Raw genomic sequence first — 22,955 nt, 5'->3', positions numbered from 1 at the left:
ACGTATAATTGGCCGATTTATTTGTAAATTTGTAGCTATTTTATTTAGTAGTAATGAAAAAAACAGATTTTTCTAAAATCGATCCTAAAAAAAACATCATAATAAAAGGTGCGCATTTACATAACTTAAAACATGTTGATGTAGTTATACCGCGTAATAAAATGGTTGTAATAACAGGTTTATCTGGCTCTGGTAAATCTAGTTTAGCGTTTGATACATTGTATGCCGAAGGACAAAGACGATATGTTGAAAGTTTATCATCGTACGCGCGTCAATTTTTAGGGCGCATTAACAAACCTAAAGTTGAATATATTAAAGGAATTGCACCAGCAGTTGCTATAGAACAAAAAGTAAATACCACAAACGCACGTTCTACTGTAGGAACCTCAACCGAAATTTACGATTATTTAAAGCTATTGTATGCACGCATTGGCAAAACTTTTTCGCCTATTTCGGGCAACGAAGTAAAAAAACATACAGTTACCAATGTAATTGATACCGTAAAAAACTTTACTGAAGAATCGAAATGGTTGTTATTGGCTCCTGTTTTTGAAATTGAAGACCGAACCATAATCGATCAATTAAAAATTGCATTGCAACAAGGTTTTGCTAGGGTATTTTATAAAAAAGAAACCAAACGTATTGATGATTTTATAGAAGAATTTCAATCGAAAAAAATAAAAGCCCAAGACATACAGTTAATTATTGACCGTTTAGTTGTGAGGCACGATGAAGATTTTTACAACCGCTTGTCCGATGCTGTTGATACGGCTTTTTTTGAAGGAAAAGGTGTTTTGTATTTATTTGAATTAGAAACCGAACAATTGCTAGAATTTAACAATAAGTTTGAATTAGACGGCATAACCTTTTTAGAACCAAATATTCATTTATTTAGCTTTAACAACCCTTACGGAGCCTGCCCAAAATGCGATGGTTTTGGAACCACAATTGGTATTGACGAAGATTTGGTAGTGCCAAATACCGGTTTATCAATTTATGAAAATGCCATTTTTCCATGGCGTGGCGAAAGCATGTCATGGTACCGCGATCAGTTAGTTAATAATTCGCATAAATTTAATTTTCCTATTCACAAACCGTATTTTGAACTTACAACCGAACAAAAACAACTTGTTTGGGAAGGAAATTCGCACTTTACGGGTTTAAATCACTTTTTTAAAGATTTAGAAGATAATAATTACAAAATACAAAATCGTGTGCTGTTATCGCGTTATCGAGGTAAAACCATTTGCAATGCTTGTAATGGCAAACGCTTACGCCCCGAAACCAACTATGTAAAAGTTGCAAATAAAACCATTTCCGATTTGGTAGATTTACCAATTGATGAACTACGTGCCTTTTTTAAAACCGTGCAACTAAATGAATTTGAAGCCCAAGTTGCCAAACGATTATTGTTAGAAATTAACAACAGATTGCAATTTTTAAGCGACGTTGGTTTAAATTATTTAACTATAAACCGCAGATCGGCAACACTTTCGGGTGGTGAATCGCAACGCATTAATTTAGCAACATCGTTAGGAAGTAGTTTGGTTGGATCGATGTATATTTTAGACGAACCAAGTATTGGATTACACTCTCGCGATTCTGAAAAATTAATTGAAGTGTTAAAAAACCTTCGCGATTTAGGAAACACCGTAATTATTGTAGAACACGACGAAGATGTAATGAAAGCAGCCGATGAAATTATAGACATTGGCCCAGAAGCAGGCGTTTTAGGTGGCGAATTGGTTGGGCAAGGAACTTATACCGAAATTTTAAAACAAAACACCTTAACCGCAAAATACTTAAATGGCGATTTAAAAATTGAAGTTCCTAAAAAGCGCCGTGCTGTTAAAAATTATATTGAAATTAAAGGCGCGCGCGAAAACAATTTAAAAAACATTGATGTTATTTTCCCTTTAGATTGTTTAACTATGGTAAGCGGTGTATCGGGCAGTGGAAAATCTACATTAGTAAAAAAAATATTGTATCCCGCTTTAGAAAAACATTTAGTAGGTGCTAGTGAAAAACCAGGACAATTTAACGAAATTTTAGGTTCCTTTTCGCACATAAAACATATTGAATATGTTGATCAAAACCCAATTGGCAAAAGTTCGCGTTCTAACCCCATATCGTACATAAAAGCGTACGACGATATTCGCGATTTATTTGCTAAACAAAAACTATCAAAAATGCGCAATTACCAACCTAAACATTTTTCATTTAATGTAGAAGGCGGACGTTGCGAAGTTTGTAAAGGCGATGGTGTAGTTACTATTGAAATGCAATTTATGGCCGATGTACATTTAGAATGTGAAACCTGCAAAGGGAAACGTTTTAAAAAAGAAGTTTTAGAGGTACAGTTTGAAGGGAAAAACATTTTTGATGTATTGAATTTAACGGTTGATGAAGCCATGACGTTTTTCACTACGCATAATCAAGAAAAAATTGTTCAAAAAATACAACCGTTACAAGATGTAGGTTTAGGTTATGTAGCCTTAGGCCAATCATCGTCTACCCTATCAGGTGGCGAAGCCCAACGTGTTAAACTAGCTACTTTTTTAGGCAAAGGTGCTGTTAAAGAACGTGCCTTGTTTATTTTTGACGAACCTACAACAGGATTGCATTTTCACGATATTCAAAAATTACTGCAATCGTTTCAGGCGTTAATAGAAAAAGGACATTCTATTATTGTTATTGAACACAATTTAGATATGCTTAAATGTGCCGATTATATTATTGATATTGGCCCCGAAGGTGGTAAAAACGGCGGAAAAGTAGTTGCCACTGGCACACCTGAAGAAATTGCTAAAAATAAAAATTCGGTTACTGCGCTTTATTTAAAAGATAAATTAAAAGCATAAAAAAAGTCGGTTTGCGTTTATACACAAACCGACTTTTTTAATTTACTTTTTTATAAATTGTTTAACCGCTGTACCTTGTGCGGTTTGTAAATACAATAGATACGTACCACTTGCTAAATGTTCTACGTTGAGTTGTATTTCTGTTGGGTTGTTGTAAGCTTGCGTGCTTACTTGTTTACCTGCTAAAGTATACACCGTAATTTGGTTTACCTGCATGTTCTCTGCATTGGTAATATTTACCACATTTGTTGCTGGGTTGGGGTACAAATTAAATTTTGTAGCCAGTTGCTCGTTGGTGCTTAAAGCTATTACATTGGGTGGTACTTCTTTTAAAGCTGTTATTTGTATGTTATCGTATTTATTTCGAGTTATTACTTTTGGTTGGTCTGGAGTTTCAAAAAAATATGTATTTAATGAAATAGTAGCGGGCTTATAGTCTTGTATAAGATTGGTTGACGTAACATTTGTTAAAAAATCGCTTCCGTGTACAATATTTAATGAAGGAATTTCAAAGTATGCTTTTCTATTGGTATAATCTAAGTAAGTTATAATTTTTATCCAAGTATTAAAAGGCAGCAAAACGTTCTTGCCATCCATACCTGCAGCTCCAATTGTATGTATACCTGAATCTTTATAAGTAATTGAAGCACATAAATAAACAGGGTTAATCGCTCCTCCTTCTATTTCACCAACTCGCAACAATTTTATCCAAGATTTACTCTGTGGATTCGGTTGTTTAGGCCCTGTAAAATAGTCTATTTCAAATTTAATTACATCGTTACCAGGGGTACGGTTACTAATTAATTGATCAATACCGGTTTTAATAGCATATAAACCTTCAGCATGCGACATAGCTGTTATATCTAACACTTTACCTCTATTAGGCTCGTTTACTATGGTGAAAAATGTGTTTGATTGGGTAGCATTTGATTTAATTAACCAACCTCCCTGCCCTGGTATTTTACCTGTAGGGTCGGTACCTAAATAGCCCCAATTAAAATTATCAAAGTTTTCGCTGTACAAAACTTGGCTATATGCAGTATTAAAACACAACATTATAGTTAAAATAAATAAATATTTTTTCATAAAAATAAAATTATTAAAGATGCTGTCTTAAAATCAGACTCTTAGTCATTTCGCACTTGATGCGAAATCTCTTTTTTTGATTTATAAAGAATTATGAGAAACTGCACTTCGACTGGGCTCAGTGAACAGTTCAGCTTGACAATTAGACCCTCTTCGGACAGCCTCCCATAAAAAACCTTGTAGGTTTGGCTTGTATATATTTAAACTTACTTTTTTATAAACTGTTTAACCGCTGTACCTTGTGCGGTTTGTAAATACAATAGATACGTACCTCTTGCTAAATGCTCTACGTTGAGTTGTATTTCTGCTAGGTTGTTGTACGCTTGCGTGCTTACTTGTTTACCTGCTAAAGTGTACACCGTAATTTGGTTAACCTGCATGTTCTCTGCATTGGTTATGTTTACCACATTGGTTGCTGGGTTGGGTTACAAATTAAATTTGGTAGCCAGTTGCTGGTTTACACTTAATATATAAGACGGCAATGTTTTTAAACCCGAAACTTTAATATTATCTATTTTAACTATAGAAGACGTTTTCATACTTCCTACGTAAAAAGCTAAATTAAAAGGTAACTCATTATGAGAAAATGGCGCAGTTACTTGTGTGTTTAATGTAGGTATGTAAAAATATACATTGTTGTTGTTGAAATCTACAAACATTTCAGCCTTAATCCACATATTGTATGGAAACGTTGTAACGTTGTAGTTTTCTAAGACAAGTGATTTCCAATTAGACCCTGCACTCTCTAAATACGAACCCAAAATACAATAATAATAGTTTGACTGAAAATACGTAGCAATAAAACCCTTGTATACATGCTTTTGAGAATCACTTTGGATTTGCCCAGAAAAATTAAAAGTCCCTCTTCCATAAAATTCAAATTTAAAAATGTTATTACCTGGCGTACGGTTGTTCCATAAAGTAGCTAAAAAACCACGTTCTTGCTTAAAACCAAACCCTTCAATTGTTTTACTGGTAGTAGCTATTGTTAATATGTTGCCTTTGCCTGTTTCTGGTGTAACCATTCCAGTTATTATACTACTTGTACCACTTGTGCTTCTTGAAACCAACCAACCTCCTTTCCCGGGGGTGGTGTCATCATAAACTGTATTTAAAGGACCAGTAGAGTAACTATTAAAATCTTCGGTAAAAAAAGTTTGCGCAGTAGTTAGCTGCGCGGTAAAAAATATTACAATAATCAGTTTTAATTTTGTTTTCATAATTTTTTGTGTTAATTTTTAATAAATATAACAATTTATTTCACAACACATTACAAAATGTAAAAAATAATTTTTAAGATTTTTTTATGATTTACACTAGCATGTTGCTAAATACAGGTTTGCATAAAACAGAAACGTTTTGTAATAATTTAACCATTGATTACACAAATTTTCACTGATTGGTGTTGGTTTAAAATTGAGCATAAAAAAACCTACAAGGTTTTAAAAACCTTGTAGGTTTGATTAGTATATTTTTTAAATTATGTGATACTTTACTAATTGAAGTTTAACAACACAAAACTTTAAACTTTAACCCTTAAACAACTTTAAAAACTGTAAGCCCGCGTTAGGGATGGCAGCGGATAGCCTTTTATTGGCGGCTGAGGCAATGGAAGTGCCGATAAAAGCTATGAGCGTACAGCCCGACCCGCCTATTTACCGCTATGTTTTGTTGTACTGCATGGTTATTTTTACTTGTATTTAGTGCTAAGGCTGTTTGTAAGGGTAACGCCCGCTTTAAAAAAAAAGACCAAACAAAAATGTTTAGTCTTTTTAGTATTAATTTTTTAAATAGTTTCCATTAACTTCTTAAGTGCATCATGCTCGTCTTGTGGCAAGTATGGAATTAACTTTTTAAAATGTTCTTTAAATTCCTTTTTTTCACATAAACGAATAATGGCATCTTTGCCAAATTTTTGAAAACGACTGTTGTGGTGCACCAATGCGTTTACTAAATGGGGCAACGTATTGCTATCGTACGGGTTTAAGTACCACATGGCGTTTATTGCGTTTGTGCGTATGTTACTGTTGTATTTATTATACGCGTAGTTTTCTAGTTCGGAATACAAATGTGCTTTTTTATCGTTTTTATAATTTTGAGTAGATAGTGCAAACATTAACCACGAAATACGCAAATTGTTATCGTTAAAACCTTTCCATGTTTCGGTTTGATCTAGCAAAGTTGGTCGAAAAGCTTCGTTTTGCAACCATAAATTTTTAAAAACAATTTCGCGGGTTATGTACGAATTATCGTTTAAAAGTAATTTATAATCTTCTAAAAATTCGGTTGGAATTTCACTGATAATTTGTGCTAAGGCTTGGCGCACTTTAACATCGTTAGATTGCATTACGGTTTGGTAAAATTCCTTAGCATCGGCATAAGGAACCTTGTGCAACTGAAAAACAATTTCGCGTTTTGTGTTTGCAGGTGTATTGCTATCCTTCAACAATTTTAGCAGGGTTTCTTTTTTAACTTCAAAACCTTTTGATTGTAATGCTAAAACTTCGAAATACGATTTAACTAAGGGTGAATTTTCTATTAAAAACAAGGCATCTTTAGTATTAAAAGCTTTGTTTTCTAACCAATTACGCTTGTAATTATCTGTATTAAAATTTGGTGAAACAGCTTTTACTTCATTTAAAAAATCTTGCGTAGTTGCGTTGCTAAAAGCGTATTTCTGTAAGTAATTTTTTACTACAGTGTTAAAATTTGCTTCACCTATTTGACTAGATAAATAGAAAAGCATCCAAGCGCCTTTTTGATAATAAGTAACAGTTGTGGCTTTTTCGCTAAAAACAGCTGTATTTTTGTTTTCTTTTGCATCTTTGGTAATTAATTCGGCCATTTCATATAATTTCCAATAAAAATAGTCAACACCATAAACTTCGCGTTCGGCCAATAAAGCGTAATACGTTGCAAAACCTTCTTGCAACCAATGGTCTTGATTGGTTTTAGCTGTAACTAAATTACCAAACCATTGATGCGCCATTTCGTGTGCATTTACGTTTACAAAAGTTTTATCATTAAAGCCAATATTATCAACTACATAATCGCTATTAAAAATGGTTGATGATGTGTTTTCCATGCCACCGTACATAAAATCTTCAACGGGTATGTTGCGATAAATTTGCCATGGATAAACAAAACCTGTTTGCTTTTCTAAAAAATCGAACATTTTTTTGGTATGCTGATACGTAGTTGCATATTTAGAAGCATCGATAGGACGAATGTAATTTTCAATTGTAATACCCGATGCCGATTTTTCGGTTTTTTTATCAAATTTACCAATAGCCATCATAACTAAATAAGAACTCATTGGTTTTGTCATTTTATAACTCCAAGTAGTTTGTTTGCCACTCACCGTTTTAGCATCAAGCAAACCGTTACTTAGAACATCGTACCCAGTTTCAAAGGTAATTTTGGTATTAAAAATTACTTTTTCGTTATAATCGTCAAAGCTTGGCAACCAATGGCTGGTGTACTTGCCCTGCCCTTGTGTCCAAATTTGTAAATCGGTACCCGACCCAACGTAATACAGCGCTTGTTTAGGATTTGTTTTATAGCTAATTGAAACCGTATTTTCGCCTACATTATATCCTTGTGTAAAAATAATTTGGTTTTTGTTGTAATGATATTTAGGAGTTTGTCCGTTTAATTTTAACCCTTGAATCATCATGTTTTTAGCATCAATTTTAATGGTATCTGTTGCTTCATTAACTGTAAATTGATACGTAATATCGCCCAAAATTAAATGTTCGGCAATATCAAATTTAATCGATGCATTTGCAGTGGTAAAATCAACTTTAGGTTTTGTTTGTGACCAACAGTTCATTACAAATAAAACACTAACAGCAAGTATGGTTTGTTTCATATATTCTGAAATTTTGTTGAAGTTATTATAAAATCATAAAATACGAAATTAAAAACGTAATTTTGTGTAAATTTTTTTGATATGAATTTTACAGAATTTCCATTAAATAACAATGTTGCCGAAGCTATAAACGATTTAGGATATACAATTGCAACACCCATTCAAGAAAAAGCAATTCCGGTTTTAATTGATGGAAAAGATTTAGTGGGTTGTGCCCAAACAGGTACTGGTAAAACGGCAGCTTTTGCTATACCTATAATTAACCACATTCATAGAATAGTGGGATCGGGCAAAAAACGCAAACAAATACGCACCATTGTTTTAGCACCTACTAGAGAATTAGCCATACAAATTGCCGAAAATTTTGAAGCCCTAAGCAAATACACCCAAATAAAAACATATGTAATTTATGGCGGCGTAAATATGCAACCACAAATTAATGCTTTAAAAGAAGGGGTTGATGTTTTAGTGGCTACACCTGGTAGGTTTTTAGATTTATACAAACAAAATTTTATTAAAACCGATGCGATGCATCAATTAGTAATTGATGAAGCCGATTTGATGCTTGATATGGGTTTTATTAACGATGTTCGTAAAATTATTAAACTTACACCTGAAAACCGACAAACATTAATGTTTTCTGCCACCATGCCAATGGGGGTGCGTGAACTTGCCGATGAATTTTTAAGCAATGCCATTTATGTTGCTGTTAATGATTCTGCTAGCACGGCTCAAAACATTTCTCAAAAAGTATATTTGGTTGAAAAAGAAGACAAAAAGAAACTTTTGAAACATGTAATTGAAAATTTACAGTTAAAAAATGTTTTATTGTTTACACGTACCAAACAAGGCGCCGATAATGTAGTTGAATTTTTACAAAAAGAAGGTTATAAAGCCGATGCTATTCACGGTGATAAATCGCAAAGTACCCGTTTAAAAATTTTAGACGATTTTAAAAACAAACAAATTGATATTTTAGTTGCTACAGATGTGGCTTCGCGCGGAATTGATATACAACAATTACCTTTTGTAATTAATTACGATATACCAAATATTCCTGAAATTTATGTCCACCGTATTGGAAGAACGGGACGTGCGGGTGAAACTGGTTTGGCATTGTCATTTGTTGGGCGTGATGAAAAAACATACTGGCAAGAAATTGAAAAATTAATTCGTTTACAAGTAAAAACAGTAAAAGACAATCCCTATCCTTGGCGCGAACCAAACCCAAATGCAAAAAAAGATTTTAGAACTAAAAAAACAGGGGTAAATACAACTACCACAAAGAAAAAAAATACATCAAACTCAAAATCAAGAAAATCTGATACTTCAAAAAAGAATAAAAAGAGATGGTACTAACCATCTCTTTTTTATAAACTGTTAAGTTCTTTTCTACTTTTAAATTCATCGGTGTAAGGCACAAAAACTTCCGGAAAATCAACACCTATTTTTTTGTACAACCAACCACCAGCAACCCTTGTTACGCGGTAATAAAGTATTTGTTTTAACCTATTTTCGTACTCGGGAATCACGGTTTTTACAACGGTGCTTTCGTGTAAATCAATCTCGTAAATAGTTTTCATACTTAATTTTTTAGCATTGTTATCAAAGATAAAAATATTAAGAATATCTTTACAAAAAATAATATAAATGAACAATAATAATAACTATATCACAGAATTTGTTTCAGAATTTATAGAAAATTACACACAAAGTGTAATTACCGACGATGTTGTGTCTTTTTATAACGATGCGTTTGTGCTTTTGCAACATTTTTATACATTAGAAGAAATAAATACCGAAACCGAAGAGCAATATCAATTATTTATCAATCATATCATTAAAAATGATGTGCATTTAAAAGAGTACTCAAACTTTAATTTCAAGTTAATCAATTCGTTACATGCCTTAAAAAACAGTGACAATTTTAAAAATTTAGCTCCAATTTATACTCCTTACAGTTTTACAGAAACCGAAGAAACCATTGAACAGATTTTAGAAGAACTTAAAGTTGAAAAGGAATTTAAAAAAGAATTAAAAGAAGAAATTAACTATTTACTAGAAGAATACCGTTTTCATTTAGATCATATTAAAGAAAACATGCTTTATAATTTTTATACGTACGATGTATTAGAAAACATAGATACTATACATTTAGATGAAAAAATTGAGGAATTATCTTTAGAAAAATTAAAATTTATTCAAAAATGTAACGATAAACTAGCAAAAAAATAATATGAAAAAATTTAGAAACATTTTAGCAACAATTGCTGGCTTAGTTATAGGATCTATAGCAAATATGGCACTAATAATGGTAAGTGGCAAAATAATACCTTTACCTAAAGGAGTTGATAATACCACAGAAGAAGGTATAAAAGCAGGCATGCATTTGCTAGAACCGCAACATTTTATTTTTCCGTTTTTAGCACACGCATTTGGTACTTTTGTAGGTGCTTTTGTTGCAACAAAACTTTCGTTTCCTAAAAAAAGTACACCCGCATTTATTATTGGCTTATTGTTTTTAATTGGCGGTATTACAATGGTTGTAAAATTACCAGAATCGCCTTATTGGTTTAGTGGAATCGATTTAATTTTTGCCTATATACCAATGGCTTATATTGGATATTTATTAGGAAAAAAATAATTTAAAGCAGTTTTTTATTTTGGAAAAACAACAAATTTTAGATACTTGCAATAGCCTTTGCAAAAATACCTTAATGGAAACCTTACATATTGAATTTATTGAAGTTGGTGCAGACTTTTTAACTGCTAAAATGCCAGTTGATTCTAAAGTACATCAACCAATGGGACTTTTACATGGAGGTGCTTCGGTTGCGTTAGCCGAAAGCGTAGGGAGTGCTGCATCGATGATTTTTGTAGATACCTCAGCTTTTGAAATTCGCGGAATTGAAATTTCGGCAAATCACCTAAAAAGTAAAAAAACAGGTTGGGTATTTGCAACTGCACGCTTAATTCATAAAGGAAAAACATTGCATTTGTGGGAAATTAAAATTACCGATGAAGAAAATCAACTCATTTCAATTTGTAAATTAACAAACATTATTTTACCTAAAAAAAATGAATCCATTTCATAAAAATGCACTTTTAAACAACTTGCCTTTTGTATTATATCGCAAACCAAATTCAAAAAGCATAACAGGTTGGTTTCAAAAAAATTCGCGTTTAAATACTTGTAACGAATTAACAGAAAGTTGTTTTGTTTTTGCACCGTTTAATAACACTTCAAAAATTATTTTTTTACCAAATGAATGTAATATTTCTAACGATATTGAAGATTTTACAGTAGATTTTTCAACTTATAATGAATATGATACTGAATATGAATTTAATAACAATAAAGAAAAACACATTCAATTAGTTACAAAAGGTATTCAAGCCATTAACAATGGTCTGTTTGAAAAAGTAGTTTTATCGCGAACCGAAAAAGTAAATTTAAACAAATCACAATACGAACTGTATTTTAAACGTTTTGTAAAAAAATATCCAACAGCTTTTGTATATTGGTTTTACCATCCAAAAGTTGGTATGTGGATGGGCGCAACTCCGGAGCAACTTGTTAAAATTACAAACAAAAAAGTTGAAACAGTTGCATTAGCTGGCACCCAAAAAAATACAAATCAAAACAATATTATTTGGAGCAACAAAGAACAAAACGAACAAAGTATTGTTACCCATTTTATAATTGATGCACTAACTCCCTATTGCGAAAACATACAAAAAACAGAACCATATACTTTTACAGCAGGCACATTATTGCACATTAAAACCGATATTTCGGCTAATTTAAAACCAAGTGCTAATCCATATCAATTAGTTCAAAATTTACATCCAACACCTGCTTTGTGCGGGTATCCTAAATTAGCTGCTCAAAATTTTATTATTGAAAACGAAGACTACAACAGAGAATTCTATGGAGGATTTTTAGGCGAATGGAATTTTAATAATCTAGATTATGAAAATAAAACCGACTTGTTTGTAAATTTGCGGTGCATGAAAATTGAAAACGAAACAGGTATTTTGTTTTTAGGAGGTGGAATAAATAAAGATAGTACACCCGAAAGCGAATACAACGAAACTGTAAATAAAAGTAAAACTGTTAAAAATATACTATAGTTTTTTAGCAACAAAAAATTTAAAAATGAAATTAGATATTTTAGCTTTTGGCGCACACCCAGACGATGTTGAATTAGGTTGCGGTGGAACCATAGCAAAAGAAGTAACATTAGGAAAAAAAGTAGGAATCATTGATTTAACTCAAGGCGAGTTAGGTACACGTGGTTCAGCAGAAATAAGAGCTGTAGAAGCAGCAAATGCAGCTAAAATATTAGGAGTTTCTGTACGTGAAAACCTAAAATTTAAAGATGGTTTCTTTAAAAACGATCAAAAACATCAATTAGAAATTATTAAAATAATCCGCAAATACAAACCTGAAATTGTAATTTGCAACGCTATTGATGACCGTCATATTGATCACGGTAAAGGAAGTAAATTGGTATCGGACGCATGTTTTTTATCAGGTTTACGAAAAATTGAAACCGATTTAAACGGTGTTGTTCAACAAGAATGGCGCCCTAAAGTAGTTTACCATTACATACAATGGAAAAATATTGAACCCGATTTTGTTGTAGATATATCTAATCATATTCAAAATAAAATAGATGCTGTAATGGCATATAGCACCCAATTTTACAACCCAAATTCAACAGAACCTATTTCACCAATAGCTACAAAAAACTTCACCGAAAGCATAGAATACCGCGCAAAAGACTTAGGTCGATTAGTTTTTGTAGATTATGCAGAAGGATTTACGGTTGAAAGGTATGTGGCTATCAACAGCTTAACAGATTTAAAATAAAAAATTGAAAAAAATATTTGCGAAGCACCGAAATATCTGTATATTTGCAAACGAAAATTAAAACGGTGATTGTAGCTCAGTTGGTTAGAGCGTCGGATTGTGGTTCCGAAGGTCGCGGGTTCGAGACCCGTCTTTCACCCAAAAAGTTTAGAGTTAACTTTTAAAACAAAACTCACACACGGTGATTGTAGCTCAGTTGGTTAGAGCGTCGGATTGTGGTTCCGAAGGTCGCGGGTTCGAGACCCGTCTTTCACCCAAAACAAAGCGGTTCATTTTTTGAATCGCTTTTTTTTATAACTTTGTATTTTATTTTAAATAGATATGACAACAATAATTGAAGAAGATTTAAAAGTAAAACCTACTATTTGTGCTACACTTAAAGAAGACATTTTACTTTTAACAAATGAAGAACAACAGGTTATTGTACATTGTTCTATTTATGCGAATGATTATGGTGACGCTGCTCGTATTTGGAAAAGTACCTATTTAGTTGATAAAGAATCAGGATTAACTTATAAATTACTTTTTGCCGAAGGAATAAGTTTTGCTCCGCAATGGACCTTAATACCCTTTAATAAGCCTTTAGAATTTACTTTAATTTTTAAAGGATTACCTAAAAACTGTCATTCTTTTGATATGGTTGAATTAATACCCGAAGAAGGCGGATTTGAAGTTTTAAATATAAAACGAAACGCTTCTGATGTTTATTATGTAACAATCTAAAATATAAATTAAAAAATGCAGTGCTGTAGCACTGCATTTTTTATTGATAAGTATTAAGGTATTTCGCGTATTATTTGTATATATCCTGTTTTATATGGATTTCCTAAAATAAATGCGTTATAAAAGTAGGTACCTGAAGGTAAAATTCTACCGTGATTATCTTGCCCTTTCCATTCGTTCTTATAATCGTTTTTTGAATATACTTCTTGACCGTATCTATTATAAATAATTAATTTACTAACAAAATAATAAGTTAAATCTAAATAATCGTTATCACCATCGCCATTAGGAGAAATTCCTTTTGGTATATTAAATTCTGGGAAATCGGTATCAATACAATCAGTACAAAGTGGCACTGGGTCTGCTATGTAAATTGAACTTACATTAACACTATTTGTAAATAAGCCAAGATGGTCAGCAGGCACACGTAAACGTACTTTATATACCATTTCTTGGTTAGGGTCTAACATATCAATTGTATCAACTAAATCACCCGTTCCTGTTTTATTGTTCCCAGACCAAGACATTTCTGTTGTATTATGCGGCATTACATCGCTAACTTCAATATTTAAAGCACGTTGGGGTCCTTTATTTAAAACTCTAATGGTATAATCTAAGAAATCGCCAGGTATATAAAGCTCCCTAAAGTCGTCTTTAATAGCATCTAAATCAGCAACTAAAGCTTCTACAGTAGCTGTATCTTTATTATTTTTTGTATTGGTATCTTCTAATTTACCAGTTATAGTAGCGGTGTTTATATAATCGCCCGACGATCCAATTTTACAATCAATAGTTAATACTTGGGTTTCACCAGGCACCATTGTTCCTATATTCCAAATACCAGTTGTTGGGTTGTAACTACCTTTAGTAACGCTTGATGAAACATAATTTAAACCTGTAGGTAATATGTCGGTTGCTACTGCATTGGTTTCAGTAAAATGCGGATTTTTATTTGTCACAGTAATTGTAAAAGTAACATCTAAATCGTTTTGAGCGGTACGTTCTTTTATAACTTCTAAATCAGAACAAGGATCTACTATTACATCTAAAGCGATAGATAAGCCCGACAAGCCGCAATTACGCATCACTTGAACCGCATAACTCCCCGATTCTGTTATAATTAATGTATTGGTTGTTGTGGTTTGGTATTGTATTCCATCTTTAAACCAAACATATTGCGAATAACCACTTTCTGCTTGTAAAGTTACACTACAATCGCTGTTGCGCTTTGCGTAAACTGGTGGATCTGCAGCTACCCCAAATGAAGAGAAAAATGCCGACATTGAAAAACCACCACCTTGCTGAACCAAACTAGAAGTTAATGGTAACGCAGATGTTAAAATTAAATCGGCCGGATTTCCTATTTGTGTATTGTTAAAAGTTATTAAATAAAAGCCTGTTGTGCCAATAGCAACTCTAGGTACACCTGTTAAGGTTTCAATGTTTAAACCATTTACAAAAACCGGAACTGTATTACTTTCTATGATACAAAAACCAAAGCAAGCTAAATTACCATTGTTGTAATTGATAAATTTTTTAGTTTGAATGTTTAAAGATCCTGAACAACCGCCAATTGGCAATACTGTTGAAATATCCGTTTCACAATCTACAGCTGTACCTGCGTAAACAATTACAGGAAAATCTGATGTGATAATTGAACTTGAATATAAATCTAAACCATTACCGTGATAAAAAGTATAAAAATCACCTGCATTTAAAAATAGCGAAAAAGGTGGTCCAAATTGTGTTCCATTTGGGTTAAAATGTTGTAACGTTACAACGGTACCGTTTTGTGTACCTACAACTGTTGTTTGCTCAGAACCAAAGCCTTGTGCTTGTTGTGCAAGTGTTGGTGCGGTACCATCGCCACGAACAACCATGTATTTGGTTCCTAACGATTGTAAGGGTGCTATTTGATCAAAAGTACCATCTTCTCCATTTAATCCACAAGTTTGTGGAACATCACCGTAACTTCCGGTATTCATTACAATAAATTTATCGGCTGAAATTAATGAACCTATTGGAGCCGTAAATAAATAGCCCTGACCTTTATCTAAATTTATTGTTCCTGAAGGAAGTGTAACAGTAGTAGCATCTTCCGTTGCCATTACCGAATATATTGGCGCCCCCATGTTTAAACCTAACACAGAATTACGGTAGTACCCTATTCTAAATTCTAAACCTAAACCTTCTGAACCAAAACTTACTAATGAAGCATTTCCTTTTATATTGTTAACGTTACTACCCGCAGTATCTGACGCTATATTTCTTACGTTTACAATTACAGGATGACTGGCTTCAATAAGCAACCCTCTGTCTGTTAAAAGGGTATTTAATGCATTTTTAGGAGTTGTTGTGAATGTACCAGTAAATCTGTATGAAACAGGATTGTTTTCAGTAACATTTAAGCTAGTTACAAGTGTACCATCGCTTCGTTTTACATCAACATTAACAGTTACACCTGGTTCTATTGTTCCAATTACAATCTCGTTTGCATCGTTCCAATATTGCCATGGAGCTGGTGCAATATAATGCTGTTGATAATACTGAGCAAAACAAGCAGTACTCAAAAGCATTAAAACTAAAAGGTATAATTTTTTCATAAAAAGTTTTATAAGTAAACAAATATAAAACCTGAAATGTAAAAATCAATAAAAGTTTTAAGAAAATTACTAATTATCACACTATTTAAAAATTAATAATTATTTTTAGCCACTGTTTTAGACCAAAATTTAGATATCAAAAATACTTTTTTCTAAAAAAAACTATAGCGTAAAACATTTATGAATTCTATTAAAAAAATTTTAAACCACCGAAAGTATGAGCTGCTTTTATTAGCACTCATTCAACATTTATATATTGGAATTTTTGTAAAAGACATTCCTTTTTACACCGAAGTTTTGTGGCCAATAAATATGCTGATCTTAGGTTTTGCAAGTATTGGAGTGTTTATTGAAAAGGGCAAACTTAAAATCATAATTAAAAATATATTAACCATATGGGTTATCTTACTTCCAATAATTTTAACATTCTTTAAAAACATTCCAGAAATTATGTTTATTTTAAACATAAGCTATGTATTGTTTTACTTATTTATTTTTATTGAAGTTTTTAAGTTTTTAGTAAAGCCAAGTTATATTAATGCCGATATTATATCGGCTGCAGCTTGTGGCTTTTTCCTTTTAATTGAAGTATTTGTGTTTATGTTTCAAATTTATGCATACAGCAATAACCTATCTTTTAAAGGTATTAATTACACAAGTCCCGCGCATGTTTATATGGATTTAGTTTATTATTGTTCCATTTCATTAACTACAATTGGTTATGGTGACATTACCCCAAATACGTATCAAACAAAATTAATAACATCATTAATAGGCATTATAGGTCAATTTTACTCGGTAGTCTTAGTAGGTATATTAATTAGTAAATTCACAAATAATACATAAAAAAAGTAATTAAATTTAGAAAAAATGAATGCAGGCAGAAGATTTAGTCCATTAGAATTTATTTTATGGACACGAAGAACCATATATAAAATTTTTATATTATCACTTATACCCACTTTATTTTACTTTTTAGGTGTAAAATTTATTGCATTACCTTGGCAACCCATAACAATTTTAGGTACAGCTGTTGCTTTTATTGTAGGTTTTAAAAACAATGCCAGCTATGCCCGTTTATGGGAAGCGCGCCAAATTTACGGTGCAATTATTAACGATAGCAGATCGTTTGCTTACACTATTAAAGACGCTTTAAAAAACCAAAATAAAGATATTAACTCCATTTTTTATCGTCATTTTGCTTGGCTTACCGCAATGCGTTTTCAATTAAGAGAATCACGCACTTGGGAAAACATGGAACAAAAAGCAAACAAGGAATATTTATTAAAATATGATATTCCCGAACGTATTTCAACTTTAGAAAACGAACTTAAACCGTTATTAACTAACGAAGAATACACGTATATTTTACAAAAGAAAAATAAGGCAACACAGCTTGCGGCTTTACAATCTAACCATTTAGCAAAGTTGTACAACGAAGGTTTTTTGAACGATTTCCAATGGAGTTTATTACAACAATCACTAATGAAATTTACAGATAACCAAGGGAAAGCAGAGCGTATTAAGAATTTTCCCTATCCAAGAAACTTTGGTTCAATTACTACTTATTTATTATTTTTATTTGTACTTTCAGTACCATTTGGCTTATTAAATGAGTTTGATAAACTTGGGCATAATACTATAATAGAAGGTTATTCGGTATGGTTAAATTTACCTTTTTCAATGATTTTAACATGGGTATTTATAACATTAGATACTGTTGGCGAAAGTTCAATGAATCCATTTGAAGGTAGCGCAAACGATGTTCCAATAACTCAAATTAGCAGAACCATTGAAATTGATATGCGCGATATGTTAAACGAAGAAAACTTGCCATTACCAATAACACCTAAAAACAATATTGTTCTTTAAAACCTATTCGTAGTAAAAATACTACAACCTCGTTTAAAAAATTCTACACTAAAAATCAAATAGTTATAGTATTTTTACAAAAATTAAAATCAATTAATTTTTTGTATAGATTTTAAAAATGAGTTTACCCAAAAACACAAAATATTTTTACAATACGCTTATGGTACTTTTTAGTTTGTTTGCCTTTTTTATGCTAACAACATGTTTGTATATTGAATGTAACAAATTATGTACAAAATCTAATTTTAAAATTGCTATGAAAAAAAAATAGTCTTTGCTTTTGCAAAGACTATTTTTTTATTTACGAGCTTAGTTACTTTTTTGCATAAAAGTTACTCATTATTGTTACAAAACTAATAATTGTTGCTGTACTTAAAGGCATTATAATTGCTGCTACTAAAGGCGATAAGTTATTAGACAAGGCAAAACTTATACCAACTATGTTATAAGCAATTGCCAAACAATAACTCATTTTAATAGTTTTCATAGCGTTTTTAGCAAATTGTAAAAAATAAGGTAATCTGTTAAACGATGTTGCATCAAGAATTGCATCACTGGCAGGTGTAAAAACATTTACATTTTCAGATATTGAAATTCCAATATTACTTTGTGCCAAAGCACCTGCATCATTTAAACCATCGCCAATCATTAACACATTATTATTTTGTTCTTGTAACTTTTTAATAAAATGTAACTTATCTTCAGGTTTTTGGTTAAAAACAAGTTGAGTATGTTCAGGAACCAAACGTTCTAACATTTTTTGTTCGCCATTGTTATCACCAGAAAGTACAAAAAGCTTGTAATTTTTATGTTTTAATGTTTTAAAAAGTTCCTTAATACCTTCGCGGTATTCGTTTTCAAAAACATAATATCCTTTTACAACATTGTTTATGCTTATATATACTTTGGTTTGGTTAATTTCGGAACTTTCTGTAGCCCCAACCCAACTTGAAGAACCTATTTTAATATTTTGATTTTGAAAAGATCCTTCAATACCTTTACCAGCAACTTCGTTATAAAACAAAGGTTTTTCAATAGATACTTCTGGCAAAATCATATACAAACGTCTGCTTAGCGGGTGGTTTGATCCACGAACAATATTTTTCACGGCCATTAAATCACTCTTCAATAAAACATCGCCATAATACTTAATTTGTTGGTTATTGTTTGATGTTAATGTACCCGTTTTATCAAAAACAATGGTATCAACTTTAGCTAATTGTTCAATAACAGCCGTATTTTTTAAATACAATTTACGCTTACCCATTAATCTAATAACGTTTCCCCAAGTGTAAGGTGCCGTTAATGCCAATGCACAAGGACAAGCAACTATTAAAACGGCAGTTAACACGTTAAAAGCATCGTTAAAACTTGTGAAACTCCAAAATATAAAACCTAACAACGCAATTGCAAGTAAAACTGGAGTAAAAATTCTGCTGGCTTTATCAGTAATAGTTTGAATTTTTTGAGTTACTTTTTTCTGAAACACATCGTTGCTCCACAATTGAGTTAAATAACTTTGCGAAACTGTATTAATTGCTTCAATTACCACAGCGTTACCAACTTGTTTACCGCCTGCATAAATTTTATCGCCCGATTTTTTTTCAACAGGCACGGCCTCTCCTGTTACAAAACTGTAATCAATAAAAGCAGTGTCTGAAATTAAAATTGCGTCTACAGGTATTAATTCTTCGTTTCTGATAAGTAATTGATTGCCTTTTTCAATTTCGTAAACCTGAATCGGAATTTCGGTAGTATTTTGAATTTTTGTTACAGCAATTGGAAAGTACGATTTATAATCACGCTCAAACGATAAAAAATTATAAGTTGTTTGTTGTATTAATTTACCCGATAACATAAAAAATACAAGTCCACACATACTGTCTAAAAATCCAGCGCCGTCTTGCACAAAAATATCAACCATACTGCGTACAAACATAACTATTATACCTAAAGCCATAGGGATATCAATATTATACGCTTTGGTTTTAATGCTGTGATAAGCCGATTTGTAATATGGCGTTGCTGAATATAAAAATACAGGCAGTGCTAAAAATATATTTACATATCTAAAAAAGTCACGGTATTGTTGCATCCATAAATCGTTCACGTTAAAATATTCTGGAAACGATAATAGCATAATGTTTCCAAAACCAAAAAATGCAACGCCTATTTTATACAACAAACTTCTATCAATTAATTTTGGTTTAGCATCGTATTGTTCCAAACTTATGTAAGGTTCGTAACCAATTGATGCTAAAAGCAATACTAAATTTTTTAATGAAAGTTGCGTACTATTAAATGTTATACTCACCTTTTTTTGCGAAAAAACTACTTGAGAATGTGTAATAGCAGTATTTAATGTATTTAAATTTTCTAAAATCCAAATACACGAACTACAATGAATATGAGGAATGTACAACCTAATTATTGAAGTAGATTCTTCTTTAAAATCTAATAATTTATCTGCTATCGCTTCATTATCAAGATAATTGTATTTAGAAGTTACATCTTTTGGAGCAGCTCCCGGATTTTTTTCAAAATTGTAATAGTTAGTTAACCCATTACTTTCAAACAGATCGTAAACCGTTTTACAACCTTTGCAACAAAACGTGTGGTTGTTAAAAAAAATAGCTTCATTTTTAACCACATCGTTTCCACAATGATAACAATTTAACATTTTATTTTTGCTTTATACCTAGTACAATATTACGAAACCATTCAGTTAAAAAAAATGATAATTATCATATAAGTTGTATCTTTGCAAAAACTACCTTTAGATGAGTAAATGTGAACAATGTATTGTACGTGAATTAAGCACTTTAAAGGCGTTAACAAAAAACGAATTAATTCATTTATCACACTGTAAAGACAGTATTAGCGTTAAAAAAGGCGATGTAATTTTTAACGAAGGTGATCATGTAAACGGTGTTTACTGCATTAAATCAGGTGCATGTAAATTGGTGCGCATGGCATCTAGTGGTAAGGATTCTATTTTAAAACTTATAACTAAAGGCGAAATTTTAGGACAAACAGCTATTTTAACTCAAGAAAAAAGCACATTAAGCGCTATTGCTGTTGAAGATATGCAAATTTGTTTTATTCCTAAATCAGAAATATTAAACTTAATAGATACTAACAAAAAGTTTTCGTTACAAGTAACTCAAGACGTTTGTCAAAATTTAAATTACGCTACCGATTTTGCACTAAACAACACTACAAAAAGTGTAAAAGAACGCTTGGCACATGCCTTAATTAGCATTTTAGAATCGGGTGGGGTTGATGAAAAAGGGTATCTAAACCTTCAACTTAGTCGAGAAGAAATTGCTAGTATGGTAGGTACTGCAACTGAAAGTTGCATTCGTTTATTGGCAGAATTTAAAAAATTAGGCATTATTGACTTACAAGCTAAAAAAATTAAAATTTTAAAGCTAAACGATTTAAAAACTTTAGCACAATAATTTTTAATAGCTGTATCATTTAAATGCGATTTTGTGTATTTTCGCATTATGATGAATTTAAACGATAAGGCGTTTTTAAACGATTTTTTAAAATCGCCTAAACAAATAGCAATTATTCCACACCGTAACCCCGATGGCGACGCTTTAGGTTCTTGTTTAGCACTTTACCATGTTTTAATACAATTAAATCATACGGTAAAAGTTATTGCTCCTAACGAATTTCCTGAATTTATTGCTTGGTTACCTGCATCTGAAGAAATACTTATATTTGAGAAAAATTTTGATACATGCGCAGCTTTTTTACAAGGAAGCGATTTAGTTTTTACACTAGACTTTAATGCTTTACATCGCGCAGGCGATCAAATGGGTTCTTATCTAGAAAAATTGCGTAAACCTTTTGTAATGATCGATCATCACCAAATGCCCGATGATTATGCAAAAATTACGGTTTCAAACACTAATTATGGTTCAACTTGTGAATTACTTTACAACTTTTTAACCGAATTAAATTTACAATCATACATTAACAGCAATGCTGCCTCGTGCATATATACCGGAATTGTAACCGACTCTGGTTCGTTTAAATTTATAAAAACTACTAGTGATACACACCGTGTAGTTGCAAATTTAATTGATTTAGGAGTTGATAATCCTAAAGTACACAGCTCTTTATTTAATACATCTTCGTATAATCAGCTACAATTGGTTGGTAAAGCATTGCAACAATTAAAAGTTATACCTAACCACAGTACTGCTTATACCTATTTAAGCCAAACCGATTTAAACGATTGCAACTATCAAAAAGGCGATACCGAAGGTATTGTAAACTACGGCTTATCGATAAAAGGCATAAATTTTGCAGCAATTTTTATTGAACATAAAGAAGAAGGTATTATTAAAATATCGTTTAGATCTGAAGGTGATTTTAATGTGAACGAATTTGCACGAAATTATTTCAACGGCGGCGGTCATATTAACGCTGCAGGCGGAAAATCGTATGATAATTTACAAGATACCATTTTAAAATTTGAAACCATTTTAAAAGACATAAACAAACAATAAGTATGAAAAAAATACTTTTTTGCTTAACAGGCGCTTTGGCACTTTTTGCTTGTAAACAGCCCGAACCCAGAAAACCTATTAGCTACAGCTCTGGAACATTCTTAAAAGAATCGGTTCAGCGCAATAAGAACATTGTACAAGACGAGGAAAAAATCATTCAAAATCTTATTAAAAAAGATACCGCTCACAAATATTACCAATCAGATTTAGGTTTTTGGTATAAATACGATGTAGCCGTACCTACCGATAGTTTATTTCCTAAAAAAGGTGATATTGTAAAATTAGATTTTGAAATTTACGACATCAACAACCAATTAATTTACACTAAAGCCGAAACAAACCCAAAAGTGTACGCTGTTGATAAGCAAGAAATTATGATTGGCTTACGCCATGCCATTAAATTAATGCATAAAGGCGAAACTGTTTCATTTATATTTCCATCGCACATGGCCTATGGTTATTTGGGCGATAAAGAAAAAATTGGTACAAACGTACCCTTAATTTGTAAAGTAACCCTAAATGATATAAAACAAGAATAAA

General features: G+C 31.8%; 20 protein-coding genes and 2 tRNA genes. 15 read left to right on the top strand and 7 right to left on the bottom strand.

What is annotated here, in order from left to right; translation table 11 throughout:
- Positions 1 to 53: 53 nt before the first annotated feature.
- Positions 54 to 2,861, top strand: coding sequence for an excinuclease ABC subunit UvrA (uvrA, locus tag P3875_RS01870; RefSeq protein WP_303444566.1), 2,808 nt, complete (start codon positions 54 to 56; stop codon positions 2,859 to 2,861).
- A gap of 42 nt (positions 2,862 to 2,903) precedes the next feature.
- Here uvrA and P3875_RS01865 read toward each other — a convergent pair whose 3' ends face one another.
- The 4 genes from P3875_RS01865 to P3875_RS01850 form a co-directional block, all read right to left on the bottom strand.
- On the bottom strand, positions 2,904 to 3,947 hold the full coding sequence (locus P3875_RS01865; protein WP_303444565.1) for a T9SS type A sorting domain-containing protein: 1,044 nt from the start codon (positions 3,945 to 3,947) through the stop codon (positions 2,904 to 2,906).
- 206 nt (positions 3,948 to 4,153) lie between these two features.
- Positions 4,154 to 4,354 (bottom strand): T9SS type A sorting domain-containing protein, encoded by a 201-nt coding sequence (locus P3875_RS01860; protein ID WP_303444564.1) that lies wholly within the window; start codon positions 4,352 to 4,354, stop codon positions 4,154 to 4,156.
- Positions 4,355 to 4,372: 18 nt separating this feature from the next.
- Positions 4,373 to 5,167, bottom strand: a complete 795-nt coding sequence (locus P3875_RS01855) for a hypothetical protein (RefSeq protein WP_303444563.1) — start codon at positions 5,165 to 5,167, stop codon at positions 4,373 to 4,375.
- 566 nt (positions 5,168 to 5,733) lie between these two features.
- Positions 5,734 to 7,818: a M1 family metallopeptidase gene (locus tag P3875_RS01850; protein ID WP_303444562.1), complete on the bottom strand. Its 2,085-nt coding sequence runs from the start codon at positions 7,816 to 7,818 to the stop codon at positions 5,734 to 5,736.
- An 81-nt stretch (positions 7,819 to 7,899) separates the two neighbouring features.
- Between P3875_RS01850 and P3875_RS01845 the strand changes: the two genes are divergently transcribed.
- Complete coding sequence (locus P3875_RS01845; RefSeq protein WP_303444561.1) at positions 7,900 to 9,177, top strand: DEAD/DEAH box helicase; 1,278 nt, start codon at positions 7,900 to 7,902, stop codon at positions 9,175 to 9,177.
- 11 nt (positions 9,178 to 9,188) lie between these two features.
- Here the strand turns inward: P3875_RS01845 and P3875_RS01840 are convergent, their stop codons facing one another.
- Entirely contained in the window at positions 9,189 to 9,401 is a 213-nt protein-coding gene (locus tag P3875_RS01840) for a hypothetical protein (protein WP_303444560.1), read from the bottom strand.
- Between the two features lie 67 nt (positions 9,402 to 9,468).
- Here P3875_RS01840 and P3875_RS01835 point away from each other — a divergent pair, with 67 nt between their 5' ends.
- From P3875_RS01835 to P3875_RS01800, 8 genes are all read left to right on the top strand, one after another.
- Positions 9,469 to 10,053, top strand: coding sequence for a hypothetical protein (locus P3875_RS01835; protein ID WP_303444559.1), 585 nt, complete (start codon positions 9,469 to 9,471; stop codon positions 10,051 to 10,053).
- Position 10,054: 1 nt separating this feature from the next.
- Complete coding sequence (locus P3875_RS01830) at positions 10,055 to 10,462, top strand: hypothetical protein (RefSeq protein ID WP_303444557.1); 408 nt, start codon at positions 10,055 to 10,057, stop codon at positions 10,460 to 10,462.
- A gap of 73 nt (positions 10,463 to 10,535) precedes the next feature.
- Positions 10,536 to 10,913 (top strand): PaaI family thioesterase, encoded by a 378-nt coding sequence (locus P3875_RS01825; RefSeq protein WP_303444556.1) that lies wholly within the window; start codon positions 10,536 to 10,538, stop codon positions 10,911 to 10,913.
- Complete coding sequence (locus P3875_RS01820; protein WP_303444555.1) at positions 10,897 to 11,952, top strand: isochorismate synthase; 1,056 nt, start codon at positions 10,897 to 10,899, stop codon at positions 11,950 to 11,952. The genes P3875_RS01825 and P3875_RS01820 overlap by 17 nt, the downstream gene beginning before the upstream one ends.
- Before the next feature lie 25 nt (positions 11,953 to 11,977).
- Positions 11,978 to 12,694 carry a bacillithiol biosynthesis deacetylase BshB1 gene (bshB1, locus tag P3875_RS01815; RefSeq protein ID WP_303444554.1) on the top strand — a complete coding sequence of 239 codons (717 nt, stop codon included), beginning with the start codon at positions 11,978 to 11,980 and terminating at the stop codon, positions 12,692 to 12,694.
- A gap of 64 nt (positions 12,695 to 12,758) precedes the next feature.
- Positions 12,759 to 12,834, top strand: a tRNA-His gene (locus P3875_RS01810).
- 40 nt (positions 12,835 to 12,874) lie between these two features.
- A tRNA-His gene (locus P3875_RS01805) sits at positions 12,875 to 12,950 on the top strand.
- Between the two features lie 65 nt (positions 12,951 to 13,015).
- On the top strand, positions 13,016 to 13,417 hold the full coding sequence (locus tag P3875_RS01800; RefSeq protein WP_303444553.1) for a hypothetical protein: 402 nt from the start codon (positions 13,016 to 13,018) through the stop codon (positions 13,415 to 13,417).
- 53 nt (positions 13,418 to 13,470) lie between these two features.
- Here the strand turns inward: P3875_RS01800 and P3875_RS01795 are convergent, their stop codons facing one another.
- Positions 13,471 to 16,020 (bottom strand): gliding motility-associated C-terminal domain-containing protein, encoded by a 2,550-nt coding sequence (locus P3875_RS01795; RefSeq protein ID WP_303444552.1) that lies wholly within the window; start codon positions 16,018 to 16,020, stop codon positions 13,471 to 13,473.
- A gap of 180 nt (positions 16,021 to 16,200) precedes the next feature.
- Here P3875_RS01795 and P3875_RS01790 point away from each other — a divergent pair, with 180 nt between their 5' ends.
- Both P3875_RS01790 and P3875_RS01785 read left to right on the top strand, forming a co-directional pair.
- Complete coding sequence (locus tag P3875_RS01790; RefSeq protein ID WP_303444551.1) at positions 16,201 to 16,866, top strand: potassium channel family protein; 666 nt, start codon at positions 16,201 to 16,203, stop codon at positions 16,864 to 16,866.
- Positions 16,867 to 16,890: 24 nt separating this feature from the next.
- Entirely contained in the window at positions 16,891 to 17,892 is a 1,002-nt protein-coding gene (locus tag P3875_RS01785) for a bestrophin family protein (RefSeq protein WP_303444550.1), read from the top strand.
- A gap of 313 nt (positions 17,893 to 18,205) precedes the next feature.
- Here P3875_RS01785 and P3875_RS01780 read toward each other — a convergent pair whose 3' ends face one another.
- Positions 18,206 to 20,572, bottom strand: a complete 2,367-nt coding sequence (locus P3875_RS01780; RefSeq protein ID WP_303444549.1) for a heavy metal translocating P-type ATPase metal-binding domain-containing protein — start codon at positions 20,570 to 20,572, stop codon at positions 18,206 to 18,208.
- 100 nt (positions 20,573 to 20,672) lie between these two features.
- Here P3875_RS01780 and P3875_RS01775 point away from each other — a divergent pair, with 100 nt between their 5' ends.
- Genes P3875_RS01775 through gldI form a run of 3 tightly spaced genes read left to right on the top strand, consistent with a single transcriptional unit; the run spans position 20,673 to position 22,954 of the window.
- Complete coding sequence (locus P3875_RS01775; protein ID WP_303444548.1) at positions 20,673 to 21,353, top strand: Crp/Fnr family transcriptional regulator; 681 nt, start codon at positions 20,673 to 20,675, stop codon at positions 21,351 to 21,353.
- 48 nt (positions 21,354 to 21,401) lie between these two features.
- A complete protein-coding gene (locus P3875_RS01770) occupies positions 21,402 to 22,415 on the top strand; it encodes a DHH family phosphoesterase (RefSeq protein ID WP_303445409.1) in 1,014 nt (337 codons plus the stop codon).
- A gap of 2 nt (positions 22,416 to 22,417) precedes the next feature.
- Positions 22,418 to 22,954, top strand: a complete 537-nt coding sequence (gldI, locus tag P3875_RS01765) for a gliding motility-associated peptidyl-prolyl isomerase GldI (RefSeq protein ID WP_303444547.1) — start codon at positions 22,418 to 22,420, stop codon at positions 22,952 to 22,954.
- Position 22,955 lies beyond the last annotated feature (1 nt).

Source organism: Myroides sp. JBRI-B21084 (genome assembly GCF_030545015.1).
In the GTDB taxonomy this organism is placed as follows: domain Bacteria; phylum Bacteroidota; class Bacteroidia; order Flavobacteriales; family Flavobacteriaceae; genus Flavobacterium.
This window is presented reverse-complemented; position numbering and strand designations above follow the sequence as displayed.